The sequence below is a fragment of the Cellulomonas chengniuliangii genome (genome assembly GCF_024508335.1).
GTDB classification, from domain to species: Bacteria; Actinomycetota; Actinomycetes; order Actinomycetales; family Cellulomonadaceae; genus Cellulomonas_A; species Cellulomonas_A chengniuliangii.
In genome coordinates this window covers 989045-1006535 of sequence record NZ_CP101988.1, presented here as the reverse complement: position 1 = coordinate 1006535, position 17491 = coordinate 989045, and the positions used below count along the sequence as shown (strand labels likewise).

17 protein-coding genes are annotated in these 17491 nt (G+C 73.7%); 8 read left to right on the top strand and 9 right to left on the bottom strand.

Features of this window, described 5'->3' with window-relative positions; all coding sequences use genetic code 11:
- Positions 1-105: 105 nt before the first annotated feature.
- Positions 106-369, top strand: coding sequence for a DUF6480 family protein (locus NP064_RS04730; RefSeq protein WP_227570805.1), 264 nt, complete (start codon positions 106-108; stop codon positions 367-369).
- 6 nt (positions 370-375) lie between these two features.
- Here the strand turns inward: NP064_RS04730 and NP064_RS04725 are convergent, their stop codons facing one another.
- From NP064_RS04725 to NP064_RS04705, 5 genes are all read right to left on the bottom strand, one after another.
- On the bottom strand, positions 376-2184 hold the full coding sequence (locus tag NP064_RS04725; RefSeq protein ID WP_227570806.1) for a thiamine pyrophosphate-requiring protein: 1809 nt from the start codon (positions 2182-2184) through the stop codon (positions 376-378).
- 9 nt (positions 2185-2193) lie between these two features.
- Entirely contained in the window at positions 2194-2628 is a 435-nt protein-coding gene (locus tag NP064_RS04720) for a ChaB family protein (protein WP_227570807.1), read from the bottom strand.
- Between the two features lie 95 nt (positions 2629-2723).
- Positions 2724-3425, bottom strand: a complete 702-nt coding sequence (locus NP064_RS04715; protein WP_227570808.1) for a class F sortase — start codon at positions 3423-3425, stop codon at positions 2724-2726.
- A 17-nt stretch (positions 3426-3442) separates the two neighbouring features.
- Entirely contained in the window at positions 3443-4096 is a 654-nt protein-coding gene (locus tag NP064_RS04710; protein WP_227570809.1) for a DUF4142 domain-containing protein, read from the bottom strand.
- Between the two features lie 120 nt (positions 4097-4216).
- Entirely contained in the window at positions 4217-5827 is a 1611-nt protein-coding gene (locus NP064_RS04705) for a mechanosensitive ion channel domain-containing protein (RefSeq protein WP_227570810.1), read from the bottom strand.
- Between the two features lie 435 nt (positions 5828-6262).
- On the opposite strand from NP064_RS04705, the gene adhE reads away from it, so the two are divergent.
- The 3 genes from adhE to NP064_RS04690 all read left to right on the top strand — a co-directional run bounded on the left by adhE (position 6263) and on the right by NP064_RS04690 (position 9967).
- Positions 6263-9004, top strand: coding sequence for a bifunctional acetaldehyde-CoA/alcohol dehydrogenase (gene adhE / locus NP064_RS04700; RefSeq protein WP_227570811.1), 2742 nt, complete (start codon positions 6263-6265; stop codon positions 9002-9004).
- Positions 9005-9184: 180 nt separating this feature from the next.
- Positions 9185-9715, top strand: a complete 531-nt coding sequence (locus NP064_RS04695; protein WP_227570812.1) for a hypothetical protein — start codon at positions 9185-9187, stop codon at positions 9713-9715.
- Between the two features lie 150 nt (positions 9716-9865).
- Positions 9866-9967: a molybdopterin oxidoreductase gene (locus NP064_RS04690; RefSeq protein ID WP_227570813.1), complete on the top strand. Its 102-nt coding sequence runs from the start codon at positions 9866-9868 to the stop codon at positions 9965-9967.
- Between the two features lie 4 nt (positions 9968-9971).
- Here the strand turns inward: NP064_RS04690 and NP064_RS04685 are convergent, their stop codons facing one another.
- Both NP064_RS04685 and NP064_RS04680 read right to left on the bottom strand, forming a co-directional pair.
- Positions 9972-10595 carry a DUF1349 domain-containing protein gene (locus tag NP064_RS04685; protein WP_227570814.1) on the bottom strand — a complete coding sequence of 208 codons (624 nt, stop codon included), beginning with the start codon at positions 10593-10595 and terminating at the stop codon, positions 9972-9974.
- A gap of 53 nt (positions 10596-10648) precedes the next feature.
- A complete protein-coding gene (locus tag NP064_RS04680) occupies positions 10649-11923 on the bottom strand; it encodes a multidrug effflux MFS transporter (RefSeq protein ID WP_372456421.1) in 1275 nt (424 codons plus the stop codon).
- Between the two features lie 73 nt (positions 11924-11996).
- Between NP064_RS04680 and NP064_RS04675 the strand changes: the two genes are divergently transcribed.
- Positions 11997-12737: an SOS response-associated peptidase gene (locus tag NP064_RS04675; protein ID WP_227570816.1), complete on the top strand. Its 741-nt coding sequence runs from the start codon at positions 11997-11999 to the stop codon at positions 12735-12737.
- A 57-nt stretch (positions 12738-12794) separates the two neighbouring features.
- On the opposite strand, the gene NP064_RS04670 is transcribed toward NP064_RS04675, so the two are convergent.
- Both NP064_RS04670 and NP064_RS04665 read right to left on the bottom strand, forming a co-directional pair.
- Positions 12795-13877 carry an adenylate/guanylate cyclase domain-containing protein gene (locus NP064_RS04670; protein WP_227570817.1) on the bottom strand — a complete coding sequence of 361 codons (1083 nt, stop codon included), beginning with the start codon at positions 13875-13877 and terminating at the stop codon, positions 12795-12797.
- Between the two features lie 15 nt (positions 13878-13892).
- Complete coding sequence (locus tag NP064_RS04665; protein WP_227570818.1) at positions 13893-14762, bottom strand: biotin--[acetyl-CoA-carboxylase] ligase; 870 nt, start codon at positions 14760-14762, stop codon at positions 13893-13895.
- A 227-nt stretch (positions 14763-14989) separates the two neighbouring features.
- Here NP064_RS04665 and NP064_RS04660 point away from each other — a divergent pair, with 227 nt between their 5' ends.
- The 3 genes from NP064_RS04660 to NP064_RS04650 are packed head-to-tail and all read left to right on the top strand — an operon-like array spanning position 14990 to position 17390.
- Positions 14990-16606 carry an acyl-CoA carboxylase subunit beta gene (locus NP064_RS04660; protein ID WP_227570820.1) on the top strand — a complete coding sequence of 539 codons (1617 nt, stop codon included), beginning with the start codon at positions 14990-14992 and terminating at the stop codon, positions 16604-16606.
- Positions 16603-17136, top strand: coding sequence for a hypothetical protein (locus tag NP064_RS04655; RefSeq protein ID WP_227570822.1), 534 nt, complete (start codon positions 16603-16605; stop codon positions 17134-17136). Before NP064_RS04660 ends, NP064_RS04655 begins: the two co-directional genes overlap by 4 nt.
- Positions 17133-17390, top strand: coding sequence for an acyl-CoA carboxylase subunit epsilon (locus NP064_RS04650; protein ID WP_227570823.1), 258 nt, complete (start codon positions 17133-17135; stop codon positions 17388-17390). The genes NP064_RS04655 and NP064_RS04650 overlap by 4 nt, the downstream gene beginning before the upstream one ends.
- The last annotated feature ends 101 nt before the right edge of the window (positions 17391-17491 follow it).

Genomic DNA, 17491 nt, shown 5'->3' with positions numbered 1-17491 from the left:
GGCCCAGGGGCGGCACTGGCACGCTGGCACCCAGCGGATCGAGCAACCAGACGAGAGGTCGACCGATGGAATCTCGCGACTGCCCGCCGACCACCTCCGCCGGCCATGGCTGAGCGACAGCCGCCGTCGGACCCGCCGACCGACCCCCCACCCGAGGACACGAGCGGCCTCGGGCACGGCGGGTCCGTGCACCCCGGCGACACGCCGCCAGCGGAGGCCTCGGCCACGGGCGGCGTCTCGTTCCGCGAGCCGAAGGGCCTCGTCAGCGGACGCTCCACGCCCCGGAATCGGGCCATGATCGTCGCGGGCGTCGTGCTGGTCGTGGTCCTCGCCGCGCTGGCGGCCGCATGGGGCGCGGGCTGGCTCTGAGCCCGCTCAGTCGTCCTGGTCGCGGCGGGACATCCCCGCCGGGTCGTGGTCGCGCTCGTGTCGGCGCTGCGCGTCGAGCATGCCCTCCGCGCGGTCGCCGGCGGGCTCCTGCGCCAGACCACGGCGCGTCTGGTCCACCTTCTCCTGCAGCTGCCGGGGCGCCAGCAGCGGGACGTCCGGGTCCACCACCGCCTCGATGAGGCACGGGCGGTCCGCCGCGAGCGCCTCACGCCATGCGCCTGCCACGCCGTCGGGAGAGTCCACCCGGATGCCGCGCAGCCCGAGCAGCTCGGCGTACCCGGCGTAGGGGAACGACGGCACCTCCTGCGAGGCGGGCAGGCGCCCGTCGCCCTCCATCTCCCGCTGCTCCCACGTCACCTCGGAGAGGTCGCCGTTGTGCAGCACCAGCACGACGAACCGGGGGTCGGCCCATTCACGCCAGCGCGCGGCGACGGTCACGAGCTCGGACAGGCCGTTCATCTGCATCGCCCCGTCGCCCGCGAGCGCGACCACCGGCCGGTCGGGGCGCAGCAGCTTCGCCGCGATCCCGTAGGGCATCGCCGAGCCCATCGAGGCCAGCGTCGACGACAGGTGGACCGGCACACCGGCGGGCAGGAGCAGGTGCCGTGCGTACCAGTACGTCACCGAGCCCACGTCGACGGCGACCTGGGCGTCGGCGGGCAGCTGCGCGGAGAGCTCGCGCACGACGAGCTGGGGGTTGAGCGGCTCGGCGGGCTGGCTCGCCCGGCGCTCGGCGATGTCGCGCCACGCCGTCACGAAGCCCTCGACCTCGTCGCGCCAGCCGGGCCCAGCGGGCCGCAGCCGCGGCAGCAGCGCGTCCAACGTCAGGGCGGCGTCGCCGGGCAGCGGCACGTCCACCGGGTGCTTGGCGCCGATGTTGCGCGCCGCCAGGTCGATCTGCACGGTGCGGGCCTGGCCTGGCGCTGGATAGAACTCCGTCCAGGGGTCGCTGCTGCCGACGATGAGGAAGGTGTCGCAGCTCCCCAGCAGATCAGCGGAGGCGATGGTGCCGAGGTGCCCCATCACACCGCAGTTCCACGGCAGCGACTCGTCGAGGTGCGGCTTGCCGAGCAGCGACGTCGTGATCCCCGCGCCGAGCCGCCCCGCCACCTGCTCCACCTGGGCGGCGGCTCCCGCGGCGCCCTGCCCGACGAGCAGCGCGACCCGCTCGCCAGCGCTCAGCAGCTCCGCCGCGCGATCCAGGTCCGCGTCGTGCGGGACGACCCGGGGCCGGGCGAACGCGGTCGAGGTGGAGACCAGGCCGTGCCCGTGCTGCTCCGCCTCGGGGACCTCGGCCTTCTGCACGTCGTGGGGGACGATCACGCAGGTGGGGCTCGAGGTGGCCAGCGCCGTGCGGATCGCGTCGTCGAGCACGAGGGGCAGCTGCTCGGGCCGGGTGACGGTCTGGACGTACTGGCCGCACACGTCCTTGAACAAGGTCTGCAGGTCGACCTCTTGCAGGTAGCCGCTGCCCAGGGCGGTGCTGACCACCTGCCCCACGATCGCGACCACGGGCTTGCGGTCCAGCTTCGCGTCGTACAGGCCGTTGAGCAGGTGGATCGCCCCCGGGCCCTGGGTGGCCAGGCACACGCCCACCTCACCGCTGTACTTCGCGTGGCCCGTGGCCATGAACGCGGCCATCTCCTCGTGCCGTGCGGTCACCAGCTCGACGCGGTCCTCGGCGCGTCCGATCGCCGCCAGGATCGGGTCGATGCCGTCCCCCGCGTACCCGAAGACGCGCGAGACGCCCCAGTCGGAGAGCCGTGCCACCATCGCGTCCGAGACGTTCGTCATGGCGGCGCCTCAGCCCTTCCGGCTCCGCGCGGCCCGCGTCTTGGAGTCGTTCGCCCTCTGGATCGCGTCGACCAGCTCCCCCTTGGACATCGACGACCTCCCGGCGATCTCCAGCCGCTTCGCGACGTCGTACAGGTGCGCCTTGCTCGAGTTGGCGTCGACCCCGCCCGAGGTGGCCGCCCTCGCCTGACGGCCGCCCGCGGCCTTCGCGTCGGAGGGGCCCTTGGCGCCCTTGTCCTTGCGCTTCCAGCGGTCGCCGATCTTCTCGTGGGTGTGCTTGAGCGCCGAGTATGCGACCCGGTACGCGCGCTCGCCCTCGCCGTACTCGTCGGCGGCGGCGTCATGCGCCTTCGCGAACGTCCGTTGCGCCTTCTTGCTCGAGCGCGCCACCGTGCTGGGCAGCTCGCGCTTCTTGACCTTGCCCTTCTTGTCCGTCATCGGCATGGCAGGCCTCCCGTCGGTCGTGACGTGTGTCGTGGGCCCATGCTCGACCGGTCCAGCGCGGCGCGCATCCGCACAGGGCGCCGCCCGGGACCGGCTCAGACCGGCTCGGCGTACACCACCACGTTGTCGCTGTAGTGGCCCGTCCGGGCGTCGAAGGTCCCTCCGCAGGTGATGAGCACGAGCCCTGGAGGGCCATCCACCCGGAAGAGCCCGCGGGGAAGCGCCGCCTTGTCGAACTGCTCGCGGCCCGTGACCCGGTAGCCGAGGACGCCGCCCGCCTCGTCCACGACCTCCACGACCGACCCCAGCGGCAGGTCGAGCACCTGGCGCATCGCGCCGGCGCCCGCCACGGTGTCGACGTGGCCCGCCAGGACCACGGCGCCCTGCGTGCCACCCGGCGCCGCGCCCGAGGACCACCAGCCGACCACCGCGCCGTCGGTCGGCACCTGCAGCGCGCCCGACGGCTCCACCCCCACCGGGACCACGGCGGCAGGTCGCGGCGCCGCGGCGCCGTCCCCCGGGGCCGGCAGCCGCAGCTCGACCGGGGCGCGGCCCGGCGCCGGTGCCGCCGGTGGCGCCGCAGTCGGCGGAGACGGGCTCCCGCCCGCCACGGGCTGCGGCGGGAGCGGCGCCGCCCCCGCCTCGGCGATGTCGAGCCGGGCGGGCTGCGACGCCAGGTAGGCGCCCGTCCCGACGGCCGCCAGTCCGACGGCGACACCGAGCACGAGCGCCAGGCGGGCGATGCGAGACCACGCCCGGGACGCCCCGCGACGCGCGCCCCCGAGGACGCGCGTCACGAGGCCCGTCCGAGGGGTCACGCGCGTGCGCGCCGCACCAGTGCCGCCCCGGACAGCACGATCACGAGCAGCCCGCCGGCGGCCAGCCCCACGCCGAGGCCGAGGCTCGAGCCGGCCTCGGACCCGCCGTTCCCGGCCGCCACCGACGTCGGCACGCCATAGGCCTGCGCGAGCGCCAGGGTCATGTCCAGGTGCGCCTGGATGACGGGCGCCGCGGCGGCCGCGAGCGCCTTGACCGCCGGGTCGGACCCGGACGCGACCTCCTGCTCGCCGGCGGCGAGCGCCTGCCGGTGCGCGGTGATCTGCCAGGCGATCCAGGCACGGTCGAACTGCTCTCCGGTGAGCCCGGAGACCTGCGCGAGCTCGGCCTGCTGCGTCGCGTTCGGCGTGCCCGGGAGGGTCACGCCGAGCTGCCCCGCGGCGGCCGTGACGTCAGCGTCGAGCCGCTGATGGTCGTCGATGATCATCTGCCCGAGGTCGCGGACCTCGGCATTGCTGGACTGCTGCAGCGCGGCCTGGCCCGCTGCGATCTCCGCGAGGTTGCCCTGGTGGGCGGTGACCAACCAGTTCTGGTCCTGCTGCGACGGTGCTGCCTGGGCCGGAAGGACGGCCAGGACCACGATCCCCAGCGCGGCTGCCAGGGAGATGAGGGTGCGACGGGCCACATGCATGTGAGTCCTCCTGTGCGAGTGCGTGCCGGACACTGCAGGGGGGATTCCACTGTCTCCCGCACCCCGGGCTACCGCACGACGGAGCACCGGGGGCGGTCTATCGACGCGCCCTGGCCGAGGTCAGTAGTCGCGGAGCTCTCGCCGGCTGGACCGCCGCTCGAAGACGGCCGGGTCCAGCACCTGGGTCTCGTCGGCGGCGCCGGCGCGCGGGTCCTGGTCGTACAGGCCGGCGAGCTGCGCCGGGGCGTAGACCTGGGTCTGGTCGGGGGCCGCGCCTCCGCCGAGCCACTGGTCGGGGGCCGATGCCTGCGGGGCGGGCGCGGCGGCCGCCCGCGGGACAGCGCTGCGGCGCACCGGCAGACGGCTCTCGGCGGGCTGGGCCTGCTCCGCGCGGGACTGGTGGGCCGGGCCGGGCTGGTAGGCAGGACCCGGCTCCGGGACGGGGCTGGGCTGCAGGGCTGGGCTGGTGTGCGGAGCAGGGCCGGTGTGCGGGGCAGGGCCGGTGTGCGGGGCAGGGCCGGGCTGCGCGGCGGCGTGCTGCGGCTCGACAGCCGGCTGCGCGACGGGCTCGCGCGCGGTCGAGCGGCTCGTCGTGGGCGTCGCGATCGCCGCAGCCGTCTGCCGCCACGCGCTGGACGTCGTGGCGCTGGACGTCGTGGCGCTGGACGTCGTGACACTGCTCGCCGCGGTCCCGGCCCCCCACGCGCCCGCCCCCACGCCGACCGTCTGGGGGCTCGTCGCCGAGAGCCATCCCACGAGCGACTCCCGCACGTGCTCGCGCAGCGCGAGCAGCGAGGGCCCGTCGGCCGCGCTGGCCTCGGCCCGCACGCGCACGTGCGCCCCGACGGCGTCGAGCACCCGCAGCCGCACGACGTGGCCGTCCCACAGCGGCGTCCCGTCGAGCACCTGCTGCAGCTGCTCCCGCACGGCGTGCAGGCCCACGTCGCGCGGGACGTCCAGCGCGACCTCCCCCACGATCTCCGCGGCGCCCCGGGTGCGGTTCTCGAACCGCCCCGTGGCCACCTGCGACGCGGGCAGCGGGACGTGCCGGTCCTCGCCCAGGCGCACCGTCAGCGTCGTCAGGGCGACCGACTCGACCAGGCCCCAGTCGCCGTCGAGCACCACCACGTCGCCGACCCGCACCGCGTCGGTGTACGCGAGGCGCACGCCGGCGACCACGTCGGCCAGCAGCTCGCGGGCAGCCAGGGCCAGCACCACAGCGGCGACGGCCACGAGCCCGAGCAACCCGACGCCCACCGGCCGCACCACAGGGAACACCAGCAGCGCGGCGCCGGCGCCGGCGCAGCCGAGCGCGGCGCGCGTCGCGCCCCGCAGCAGCGAGCGCACCCGGGTCTGCAGCGCGAGGGCATGCGGGTCGAAGCCCGCCTCGTCCTGCCCGCGCGCGTCGAACGCGACGGCTTGGTGGTGCGCCAGGGCGGCGTCCTCCAAGCGCAGCACGACGGCGGTGAGCAGCCACGCCAGCGCCAGGATCAGCGCGGCGAGGAGCAGGGACTCGAGGACCAGGACGGCCGGTGTGGGATCCGCCGAGGCGCCCAGCGCGATCCACGCGGCGGCCGCCACGAGCGTGACGCGCAGCGGGCGGCGGCTGACGTCGACGAGGGCCACGGCGAGGGGTGAGCGGCGCACAGCCCGGTGCACCAGCGTGGCGACGAAGATCTCCGCGACGAGGGCCAGGACGACGGCGACGAGGATGACGAGAAGGGGATGCACGCGGACCAGGGTAGACAGGTCCACGGTCCGATTCGTCCGAAACCGAGGCGCAGCGCCCTCGTCCAGCGCTCCGGCGTACCGTCGTCGTCATCCTCCCCCGCACCGAGAGGCCCCGCCGATGCACGCGAACGGGATCTTCGCGCTCGTGTCGAGGTGCTCGTGGAGCGCCGTGACTCGGGCCAGCTCGACGAGGCGGTGATGCAGCGGGTGCTGCGCGAGCTCGACCTCGAGGAGGAGCGGATGTCCGCCTCGTGGGTCACCCGGATCTGAGCCCCCGCCTCCCCGGCCCACGCCGCTCGCCGTGCGCGAACACGGCGATGCCCGCGTAAAAATCAGGACCTTGGGCACAGGTCCCATGACTTTTCGCCTCCTAGCGTGTGAACCGAGGTCAACGGCGACTTCTCACACTCACCGCGACCCGAGGGAGAACCTCCCGTGAGCACAACTGCCCGCCCCGACACGACAATTGGCGGCGCCATCGACGGACTCGTCGCCAACGCCGCGAAGGCCCTCGCGGAGTACGCGCGATTCACCCAGGAAGACGTCGACCACCTGGTCAAGAAGGCGGCCGTCGCCGCGCTCGACCAGCACGGCGAGCTGGCCCGCCACGCCGTCGAGGAGACCGGCCGCGGGGTGTTCGAGGACAAGGCCGTGAAGAACATCTTCGCGTGCGAGCACGTCACGAACTCCATGCGCTCGCTCAAGACCGTCGGCGTGATCAGCCGCGACGACCTGAGCGGCATCACCGAGATCGCCGAGCCCGTGGGCGTCATCTGCGCGATGACCCCGGTGACCAACCCGACGTCGACGGCGATCTTCAAGGCCCTCATCGCGCTGAAGACCCGCAACCCGATCATCTTCGCGTTCCACCCGAGCGCGCAGGCGTCCTCGGTGGCCGCCGCCAAGGTCGTGCGCGACGCGGCCGTCGCCGCCGGCGCCCCCGAGCACTGCGTCCAGTGGGTCGAGCAGCCGTCGATGGAGGCCACCGGCCTGCTGATGAACCACCCGGGCGTCGCCCTCATCCTCGCCACCGGCGGGAACGCGATGGTCCGCGCCGCCTACTCGTGCGGCAAGCCCGCCCTCGGCGTCGGCGCGGGCAACGTCCCGGCCTACATCGAGAAGTCCGCGAAGCTCAAGCGCGCGGTCAACGACGTGGTGCTGTCCAAGTCGTTCGACAACGGCATGATCTGCGCGTCCGAGCAGGCCGTCATCCTCGACGACGAGATCTACGACGCGGCGATGGCCGAGTTCGCCACGCTGCACGCGTACCGGGTGAACGCCAAGGAGAAGGCCCTCCTCGAGAAGTTCATCTTCGGGGTGCAGGCGCAGGGCAAGAACTGCGGCGAGGCCAAGCTCAACGCCTCCGTCGTCGGCCAGACGCCCGCCTGGATCGCCGAGCGCGCCGGCTTCACCGTCCCGGCCGAGACGTCGATCATCCTGGCCGAGGTCAGCGGCGTCGGCCCGCAGGAGCCCCTCACCCGCGAGAAGCTCTGCCCCGTCCTCGCCGTGCTGCGCGCGGGCTCGACCGAGCAGGGAATCACGTACGCCGAGCAGATGGTCGAGTTCGACGGCCTGGGCCACAGCGCCGCGATCCACACGCAGGACGAGAAGCTGACCGAGGTCTACGGCAGCCGCGTCAAGGCGATCCGCGTCATCGCCAACGCGCCGTCCTCTCTCGGCGGGATCGGCGACATCTACAACGCCTTCATCCCGTCCCTGACCCTCGGCTGCGGCTCGTACGGCCACAACTCGGTCTCCAACAACGTCTCGGCGGTCAACCTGGTGAACATCAAGCGCATCGGCCGCCGGAACAACAACCTGCAGTGGTTCAAGGTCCCGGCCAAGACGTACTTCGAGCCGAACGCGATCCGCTACCTCGCGGACATGGCCGACGTCGAGCGCGTGACCATCGTGACCGACGCGACCATGACGAAGCTGGGCTTCGTGGACCGCATCATCGAGGTCCTGAACCGTCGGCCCAACAAGGTCGCGCTGCAGATCATCGACCAGGTGGAGCCCGAGCCGAGCGTCCGCACCGTGAAGGCGGGCGCCGAGCAGATGCGCCACTTCCGCCCGGACACGATCATCGCGCTGGGCGGCGGCTCGCCGATGGACGCCGCGAAGGTCATGTGGCTGCTGTACGAGCACCCGGAGATCGTGTTCTCCGACCTCAAGCAGAAGTTCTTCGACGTGCGCAAGCGCGCGTTCAAGTTCCCCGTGCTGGGCGACCTGGCCAAGCTCGTGTGCATCCCGACCACGTCGGGCACGGGCGCCGAGGTCACGCCGTTCGCGGTCATCTCCGACCCCGACGCGGGCAAGAAGTACCCGCTCGCGGACTACGCGCTCACCCCGACCGTCGCGATCATCGACCCGGTGCTGACGTCGAAGATGCCGCGGTCGCTCGCCGCCGACTCGGGCTTCGACGCCCTGACGCACGCCACCGAGGCGTACGTCAGCGTCTACGCGAACGACTTCACGGACGGCATGGCGCTGCACGCGATCCGGCTGATCTTCGAGAACCTGGCCGCGAGCGTCAACGGCGAGCCGGGCACCCCGGAGACGGCCGACGCCCGCGAGAAGATGCACAACGCGGGCACGATCGCCGGCATGGCCTTCGGCAACGCGTTCCTGGGCATCGTCCACGCCATGGCGCACGTGGTGGGCTCCACGTTCCACCTCGTGCACGGCCGCACGAACGCGACCCTGCTGCCGCACGTCATCCGCTACAACGGCACGATCCCGACCAAGCTCACGAGCTGGCCGAAGTACGAGCACTACGTCGCTCCGGAGCGGTTCCAGCAGATCGCCCAGACCCTGGGCCTGCCGGCCGAGACGCCGGAGCAGGGCGTGGAGTCGTACGCGCTGGCCGTCGAGTCGCTGCGGGCGAAGGTCGGCATCCCCGCGTCGTTCCAGGCGCAGGGCGTGGACGAGCAGGAGTTCATCGGCCGCCTCGACGAGGTCGCGATGGGCGCCTACGAGGACCAGTGCGCGCCGGCCAACCCGCGCATGCCGATGCTGGCGGACATGAAGGACATCATGGCCGCGGCGTACTACGGCACGTCGATCGAGGACATCCGGAGCCGTCGCGACGCGAAGGCGCCGGCCAAGGGCTCGGCCGTCGCGGAGCCGGTGGCCGACGAGGCCGCCGCTGGCGAGGACGAGACGGTCACCGCCTGACCCTCGGCGCCCGACCGGCCCCGCCGGTCATGCGCTGACGACGCCCCGCCCGCGTGCTCCACGCGGGCGGGGCGTCGCGCTGTCCGGGCCGCCCGGCCGCCCGCCGCCCGGTTCCTCCGGTGTCGTCCTGGTCTCCTTCAGGTCACACTGGTGCCCCGTCCCCCCACGCGAGGAGTTCCCATGCGCATCCCCCGAGGCCTCCCCCGCCCCCTCTCCCGCCCTCTGGCGGTCGCCACGGTCGCCGCCCTGGCGGTCGGGCTCGCCGGATGCTCCGAGGCGTCCACCCAGATCGACGAGGCGCGCGATGGCGCCCAGGGCGCCGTCGACGGGGCCCGGGACGCCATGGACGAGGTGCGCGCCAAGGTCGACTCCGCCCGGGACGGCCTGGACAAGGCCCGCACCGCCGCGGAGGACGCCCGTGCACAGCTGCAGCAGCTCGACGCCAACGCGCGCGGCGCTGCCGAGGACGCCGTCGCGAGCGCCAGCTCGGCGATGGACGAGGCCACCACCGCCTTGGACGAGGCGGCCACCGATGGATCGGCCACGGCGAAGGAGCAGCTCGCCGAAGCCCAGTCGACGCTGGCCGACGCGCGCGCGAACGTGGAGAAGGCCGCCGGCACGGCAGACGGCTCAGCCCGCGCCGCCCTCGACGAGTTGTCCGCACGGGTCGAGGAGCTGCGCCAGAAGGTCGAGGAGGCGGCCGCCCGATAGGGCGGCGCGCACCCGCCGCCGTCGGATCCCGGCCGAGGGCGACGGGGATACTTCACCTCGGACGCGGGCACAGAGGAGACCTCGACAGTTCACGGAACCGCCCGCACCTGCCGATCAAGGGGCATGGGAGTCCCTCGGACGGAGCGGGTCGTGCGGCGTCGGCACGTCGACTGGTGGGTGCTCGGCGCCTGGCTGTCCCTGGCGTTGCTGGTCCTCGCCGGGCTCGCGGCCGCCGCCGGCGTCGGGGTCTGACCCCTCAGGAGCCGTCGCGCAGGTCCCCGAGCCGCGAGGACGTGAAGGCGACCTGCTCGAACGCGACCGCGCAGCCCTCGCCGGTGGGCGACTGCGCCTCGAGGCCGAGGGCCACCGCCCCTGCGGGGTCGTCGAGCGCGAACGACCGGATCAACCGCCACGCCTGCCCGTCGAGCGACGCGTGGTAGGCGAAGGCGTGGTCGATGCGGGACACCCGCAGCCACACCGAGCGCCCGTCGACCACGAACCCGTTGGCGTCGTCGCTCACTCCCCGGTTCACCACCGAGACGACCATCGGCTCCCCGTCGGGCGAGTACTCGAAGCACAGCTTGGCCCAGTGCCGATCGTCGATCCACAGCAGCAGGACGCCGGCGTCGAAGGTCGCGGCGAAGTCGACGCTCACGCGCGCGCTGAGCTGGAAGTCGCCCGCGGGCGGGGACCCGAGGAGCGTCGCGGCGTCGAGCACCGGCTGCACCTCGAGCGGGGACGCGGCGGGGTCGATGAAGATGTCGGTGCGCGGCAGCGCCGTCGACCGGACCGTGCCGGTGGCCAGGTCCACGGCCCACGACGAGCCCGCCGAGGCGGTCAGCTCGAACGGGATGCCGGGGATGTGGTGCGCAGTGGTCATGGCGCCGCTCTCGATGGTCGGGGACCGCACGACGACGCCGCGCGGGCAGGCTCCTAGGTGGTCCAGCCGCCCGCACGGTACGCGGGAGTCGCCAGCGCGAGCACGATGAACCCGATGGTCGCGGATCCTGCCATGACCGCCGCCATGGCCACGACGTCGCCGCCCAGCACGCCGACCAGGGGGCTGACCGTGCCGGAGACCCCGGCCTGCGTGGCGCCGATGAACGCGGCCGCGGTGCCGGCGATGGCGCCGTGCCGGCCGAGCGCCAGCGCGGAGGCGTTCGGCGGTGTGAAGTTCACCAGGGCGAGCAGCATCCACATCACCACCAGCAGTGCTGGGAGCCCGCCGAACCCGGTGAGCGCGAGCGCGAGCAGCGCGAGGGTGAGGGTCACGGAGAGCGGCAGCACGATGCGGATGATCCGGATGGGCGCGTACCGGCGCACGAGCGAGGCGTTGACCTGCGCGCCGAGCACGAGCCCGGCGCCGTTGACGGCGAAGATGAGCGCGAACTGGTTGGCGCTGAGGCCGTAGCCCTCGCGCAGCACGAACGGCGAGCCGACCACGTAGCTCATCAGCACCGCGGCGCCGAAGCCGGGCAACACGGCCAGGGCGACGAAGTGCCGGTCCCGCAGCAGTGTGGCGTAGCCCGCGATCGCGGCGCGCAGGCCGCCGTCGCGGCGCCGCTCGGCGGGCAGCGTCTCCGGCATGCGCCGCCACACCACCACCCACAGGCCCGCCCCGAACACCGCGAGCGCCACGAAGACACCGCGCCATCCCGCGAACCCGGCGATGAGGCCGCCGATGGTTGGCGCGAACAGCGGCGCCACGCCGATCACCAGCATGAGGCGGGACAGCAGCCGCGAGGCGTCGGAGCCGACGAACCGGTCGCGGATGAGCGCCATCGCGACCACGGAGGCCGACGCGTTGAAGAACCCCTGCAGGACGCGGAGCGCGATGAGCGGCACGATGCCGGGGGCCAGCGCGCACAGCAGCGACGTGACGACGTGCAGCGCGATGCCGATCAGCACGGGCAGGCGCCGCCCGAGGCGGTCGGAGGCCGGCCCGATGACGAGCTGGCCGACGGCGCCGCCGAGCAGCATCCCCGTCATGGTGAGCTGGGCGCCGGTGGCCGTGGCGCCCAGGTCGCGCGCGACGTCGGGCAGCGACGGGAGGTAGATGTCGGTGGAGACGGCGGGGAGCGCGCACATGGCGCCCAGCAGCAGCACGTACTTCGCGTTGGGGACGTAGGCGGGGGCATCAGTGCTGGCGGGCGCCCCGGTCGGCTCAGGGGGCAGGGCGGGGGTCGGGCGGGAGTTCATCACCTCCATGCTCGCACCGGGCCCACCCTGGAGCGAATCGATTCGACACCGTGTCGTGGGCGGTGTCCGTCACACTGGGGGGATGTGTGGTCGATATGCCTCCTTCCGCCGGGTCCAGGCCCTCGAGGACGCGTTCCGCATCGCCGAGGTCGCCCAGGACGCCCGCCTGCTCCCTGAGTCGTGGAACGTGGCGCCCACCGACCCCGTGCGCATGGTCGTCGAGCGGGCCGACCGCGAGACCGGCGAGATCACCCGCCAGCTGCAGGCCGCGAAGTGGGGGCTGGTGCCCTCCTGGGCCAAGGACCCGTCTGTCGGCAACCGGATGATCAACGCCCGCGCAGAGACCCTCCTCGACAAGGTCGCCTACCGCAAGGCCTTCGCCCAGCGCCGCGCCCTGCTCCCCGCCGACGGGTACTACGAGTGGCTGCGCCCGCGCCCCGGAGCGCTGACCAAGGCCAAGCAGCCCTTCTACATCCACCCAGCCGTCGACGAGCCGCTCGCCCTGGCCGGCCTCTACGAGTTCTGGCGCGACCCGTCCAAGGCCGCGGACGACCCCGCCCGGTGGCTGGTGACCACCACCGTGGTCACCACCGACGCGAGCGAGCCGCTCGCGCACATCCACGACCGGCAGCCGCTCATGCTGCGCCCCGACGCGTGGGACGCGTGGCTCGACCCCGCCGTGGGCGCCGAGGACGCCGCCGACCTGCTGCGGGCCCCAGCCCCCGAGCTCGTGGCCACGGAGGTCTCCACCCGTGTCAACAAGGTCGGCAACAACGGGCCAGAGCTCATCGAGCCCCAAGGGCCGTCCACCCCCGCCCCCTGACGGCCCTCCCACGCCGGTGAGCCGCCGGGCGCGCCCGCCCGGCGCGTCGCCCGCTGGTCAGGCTTCGCTCAGCAGCACGGGCGCGATGGGCCCGATGCCCGCGAGGTCACGCGTCGGCTGCTGCACTGCGCGGAACCGCCGGTCGTCTGCCAGCAGCGCCGCCGTGGAGCCGTCGGTGAGCACCGAGCTGGGGTCGGCGATGTCCGTGAGCCGGGCCGCGAGGTTCACGGACGGCCCGAACACGTCCCCGAACCGGGACAGCACCCGCCCCCAGACGAAGCCGACGCGCACGGGGGTGACGCCCCGGGCGCCCTCGGCCAGGCCTCCGGCCTCCTTCTCGCGCTCGACGTCGAGTTCGCCGCCCAGCACGCGGGCCAGGCCGAGGGCGACCATCGCGCCCGTCTCCACGTCGTCCGCGACGAACAGCACCGCGTCACCGATCGTCTTGACCACCCGCCCACCGGCGTCGGTGACCACGTCCCGGGCGACGGACTCGAAGCGCTGGACGAACTCGGAGAGGTCCGTCGAGCCGAGCCCCGCAGTGCGGCGGGTGAAGGAGACCATGTCGGCGAAGCCGACAGCCCGGGCGAGCGGCAGTGCAGTCGGGTCGGGCCGCTCGTCACGCTGATGGGCGAACTCCGCCGACAGCCGGCCGGCGATGGCCGCGAGCTGTCGCCGCCACGAGTGCACCAGCTGGGACTCGAGCAGCGGCGCGATGTCGGCCAGGCGGTCCAGGACGAGCAGCCGCGCCGACGTGTCGTCGAGCTGGTGCCGGCGGCTGAGGTCCTCCACAAGCGCCTCCACCTGCCACAGGGCGAGGCGGTCGCTGGTGTGGCCCAGGGCCCGGGTGAGCGAGATGGCCGTCCGCCGGTCCACGCCGTGCTCGCGTTGCAGGTCGGCCCAGCGGCGCACCGCCTCCGCGTCCTGCTGCGTGAAGACGACCTCGTCCGCCGCGGGGTGCGGCAGCCCGAGGGTCTGCCAGTACAACCGCACCAGGTCGAGGTCGATGCCGACCTGTTCGGCGAGGTCCCGCAGCGTCAGCGTGCGCGGGCCGCCGAGCAGCGCGTCGTCCAGCCCGTCCAGCGTCGAGGAGCGCCCCGACGCTCCGTCCGCGTCATGCTCGACCCTGTCCGCTGCCACGGGGTCGAGCGTAGATCACCCGGCTGCCCGGATGTGGCGCACGTCACCAGCGAGCACGTGGTGCTCGTCCCCGTGGTCGTCGACCACCACGAGCCCGCCGTCCCGGTCCAGCCCGCTGGCCAGGCCGACCACCTCACCGCCGCCCGGCAGCTCGACGCGCACGCGGTCCCCGATGGTCGCGCACACCGACACGACCTCGTCGGCGAGCCCGGCGGCCGCGGCGTCACCCCCGTGCGCACGCCACCGTCCCAGCACCTCCGCGAGCGAGGACACCAGGGCGACGAGCAGCAGCTCGCGGTCCGGGTGCGCGCAGCCCGCTGCCACGAGCGACGTCGCGCTCGGCGTCACCAGCTCGTCGGGCCGCTGGGAGACGTTGATCCCCAGGCCCACCACGACCACGTCGCCGGCGGGGGTGCGCACCATCTCGGTGAGGACCCCGCCGAGCTTGCGCAGGTCGCCCCACCCCGGAACCTCGCTGCCGTCGGACGCCCGGACCATCACGTCGTTCGGCCACTTGAGCATGGCCGCCACACCGGCGGTGGCGCGCAGCGCGTGCACCGCCCCCAGCCCGGCCACCAGCGGGATCCATCCGTACGACTCCGGCGGCGCCGTGGGCCGCAACGCGAACGAGGCGGTGAGCGCCGCGCGCGGCGGCGTCTCCCAGGTGCGGCCGGCCCGGCCCCGTCCCTGCTCCTGGTGGTCCGCCACGAGGAGGCTGCCGTCCGGCCACGCGTCGGGATCGGCGCGCACGGCCGCGACCAGGTCCGTGTTCGTCGACCCGGCGCGCTCGACCACCTCCACGCGCGCCAGCGGGCCGGCCGGGGCCAGCAGCAGGTCGCGCAGGACGGCTGCCCGCAATGGCAGGCGCTCGGTCTGCTCAGCCATCGGTCCTCCATGCATGGGCCCATCATGGCTCGCCGAGCGCCGGGCGCCCAGACGGTGGGCAGCCCAGACGGTGGGCAGCCCAGACGGTGGGCAGCCCAGACGACGCGCCGCCCGGGCCGCGAGGCGCGCTCCATGCGCCGTGTTGTGGGAACCCGACGACAGGACGCGCGCATCCCGGTCACCGGCCTGCACGTGCCGGACCCGTCGTGCCCTCTAGTCTCGGTCGGGTGACGCAGACCGACCCGACCTCGCCTGGCGCAACGACCGACCAGGTCCCCGGCTCCACCGCCGCCCGCCTCGCCGACCTCGAGCAGCGCCACCGGGCCGGCGACGACGCCGCCCACGCCGCCGCCGAGAAGCAGCACGCGCGCGGCAAGAAGTCCGCCCGCGAGCGCATCGACGCCCTGCTCGACCCCGGCTCGTTCACCGAGATCGACGCGTTGGTGCGGCACCGCTCGACGAACTTCGGCCTCGACAAGAAGCGGGTCCCCGGCGACGGCGTGGTGGTGGGCCACGGCACGATCGATGGCCGGCCCGTCGCCCTCTACTCGCAGGACTTCACCGTGTTCGGCGGCTCCCTCGGCGAGGTGCACGGGCAGAAGATCGCGAAGGTCATGGACCTGGCCCTGCGCACCGGGGTGCCGCTGATCGGCATCAGCGACGGCGGCGGCGCCCGGATCCAGGAGGGCGTCGCGGCCCTCACGCAGTTCGCGGAGATCTTCCGGCGCAACGTCGCGGCCTCCGGGGTCATCCCGCAGATCTCCTTGATCCTGGGCCCGAGCGCGGGCGGCGCGGTGTACTCCCCCGCCCTCACGGACTTCATCGTGATGGCGGACGGCACGTCCAACATGTTCATCACCGGCCCGGACGTGATCCGCGCGGTCACGGGCGAGGAGGTAGGGCTCGAGGAGCTCGGCGGCGCCACGACCCACAACACCCGCTCCGGGGTGGCGCACTACATGGCCTCCGACGAGGACGACGCGCTCGACTACGTGCGCTCGCTGCTCTCGTACCTGCCGCAGAACAACCTCACCGACCCGCCCGTGTTCCCGCACGAGACCGAGGTGTCGGTGACCGACGAGGACCTCGAGCTCGACACGCTCGTGCCGGACTCGGACGCCCAGCCGTATGACATGCGCACGGTGGTCGAGCACGTCCTGGACGACGGGGTGCTGCTCGAGGTGCAGCCGATGTACGCGCAGAACGTGCTCATCGGCTTCGGCCACGTCGAGGGCCGCCCGGTGGGCGTGGTCGCCAACCAGCCGCTGTCCATGGCCGGGACCCTGGACATCAACGCGGCCGAGAAGGCCGCGCGGTTCGTGCGCACCTGCGACGCGTTCAACATCCCGGTCCTGACGTTCGTCGACGTGCCCGGGTTCCTGCCCGGCGCCGACCAGGAGTGGAACGGCATCATCCGGCGCGGCGCCAAGCTCATCTACGCGTACGCCGAGGCCACGGTCCCGCTCGTGACCGTGATCACCCGCAAGGCGTACGGTGGCGCGTACATCGTGATGGGGTCCAAGCAGCTCGGCGCCGACGTGAATCTCGCATGGCCGACGGCGCAGATCGCGGTCATGGGGGCGGGGGGCGCGGTGAACATCCTGCAGCGCGGCGCCTTGAAGGCCGTGGCGGACGCGGGCGGCGACGTCGAGGCGGAGCGCGCCCGGCTGACCCGCGAGTACGAGGAGGCGATCGTGAACCCGTGGGACGCCGCCGATCGCGGCTACGTGGACGCGGTGATCGCGCCCGCGCAGACCCGCTCGGAGATCACCAAGGCCCTGCGCCTGCTGCGGACCAAGCGCGCCAGCCTGCCGCCCAAGAAGCATGGGAACATCCCCCTGTGACCGGCCACGACGAGCACGAGCACGAGCACGACCAGGCCTCGCACAGCAGCGAGCCGCTGGGCGGGGTGGATCCCGCCGAGCTGCGGGCGGTGGTCGACGACCTCGCCGCCGCCCTGCGCGACTACGTCGACACGGCGGTGGGCGTGCGGGCGGAGTTCGGCGCCCACGAGGCCGACGAGGACCCGCGCATCCTGGCCCTCGAGTCACGCGTGGCCGGCCTCAACGCGTCGCTCTACGACCTGCTGCACGAGCGCCTCGGGCTGCACTCGGACCTCACGGGCATGACGTGGGACGACGAGGACGAGGCGGCCCCGCATAGCCGCACAGACACGTTCCACCTGGGCTTCGTGGTGGGGCCCCCGCAGGGCACCAGCGACCTGTCGATGGACTCGGTGCTCGGCATCGTGGACGACGCCGGCGAGGAGATCGCCCAGCGCCTGATCGGCAGCGGCTTCGACGTCAGCGAGTGGGGCACGTCCCGGGGAGTGCCGGTGGTGTTCGACCTGGACGAGGAGGGCGACGACGAGTGACCTCCGCCCCGCTCGACGGCGTCGCCCGCTCGGCCGCGCACGTGCACGTGCTGCGCGGCGACCCGGACGAGGCCGAGCTGGCCGCGCTGGTCGCCGGGATCGTGGCGGCCCGGCAGCAGGACGCCCCCGGAGGGCTCGTCTCGCTCCGCGACGACGACGCGCCGGCCTGGTCCGACCGCTCCCGCTCGCTGCGCGGGCCGGGGGCTGCCCCGTCGCGCGCGGGCGACGCCTGGCGGTGGAGCCTGCACCCCTGAGCGTCCCGGCGGCGCGATAAGGTGCCGCGGTGACCACGACCTCCTCCCTGAACGGACAGCTGGGTCATCGCGACCCGTCCCCCATCGACGCGATCGCGGAC

Excerpts from the sequence above, each read along its gene's own strand:
- NP064_RS04730 (WP_227570805.1), top strand. The coding sequence starts at position 106 with ATGGCTGAGCGACAGCCGCCGTCGGACCCGCCGACCGACCCCCCACCC.
- NP064_RS04725 (WP_227570806.1), bottom strand. The coding sequence starts at position 2,184 with ATGACGAACGTCTCGGACGCGATGGTGGCACGGCTCTCCGACTGGGGC.
- NP064_RS04720 (WP_227570807.1), bottom strand. The coding sequence starts at position 2,628 with ATGCCGATGACGGACAAGAAGGGCAAGGTCAAGAAGCGCGAGCTGCCC.
- NP064_RS04710 (WP_227570809.1), bottom strand. The coding sequence starts at position 4,096 with ATGCATGTGGCCCGTCGCACCCTCATCTCCCTGGCAGCCGCGCTGGGG.
- NP064_RS04695 (WP_227570812.1), top strand. The coding sequence starts at position 9,185 with ATGCGCATCCCCCGAGGCCTCCCCCGCCCCCTCTCCCGCCCTCTGGCG.
- NP064_RS04685 (WP_227570814.1), bottom strand. The coding sequence starts at position 10,595 with ATGACCACTGCGCACCACATCCCCGGCATCCCGTTCGAGCTGACCGCC.
- NP064_RS04680 (WP_372456421.1), bottom strand. The coding sequence starts at position 11,923 with ATGGAGGTGATGAACTCCCGCCCGACCCCCGCCCTGCCCCCTGAGCCG.
- NP064_RS04675 (WP_227570816.1), top strand. The coding sequence starts at position 11,997 with ATGTGTGGTCGATATGCCTCCTTCCGCCGGGTCCAGGCCCTCGAGGAC.
- NP064_RS04665 (WP_227570818.1), bottom strand. The coding sequence starts at position 14,762 with ATGGCTGAGCAGACCGAGCGCCTGCCATTGCGGGCAGCCGTCCTGCGC.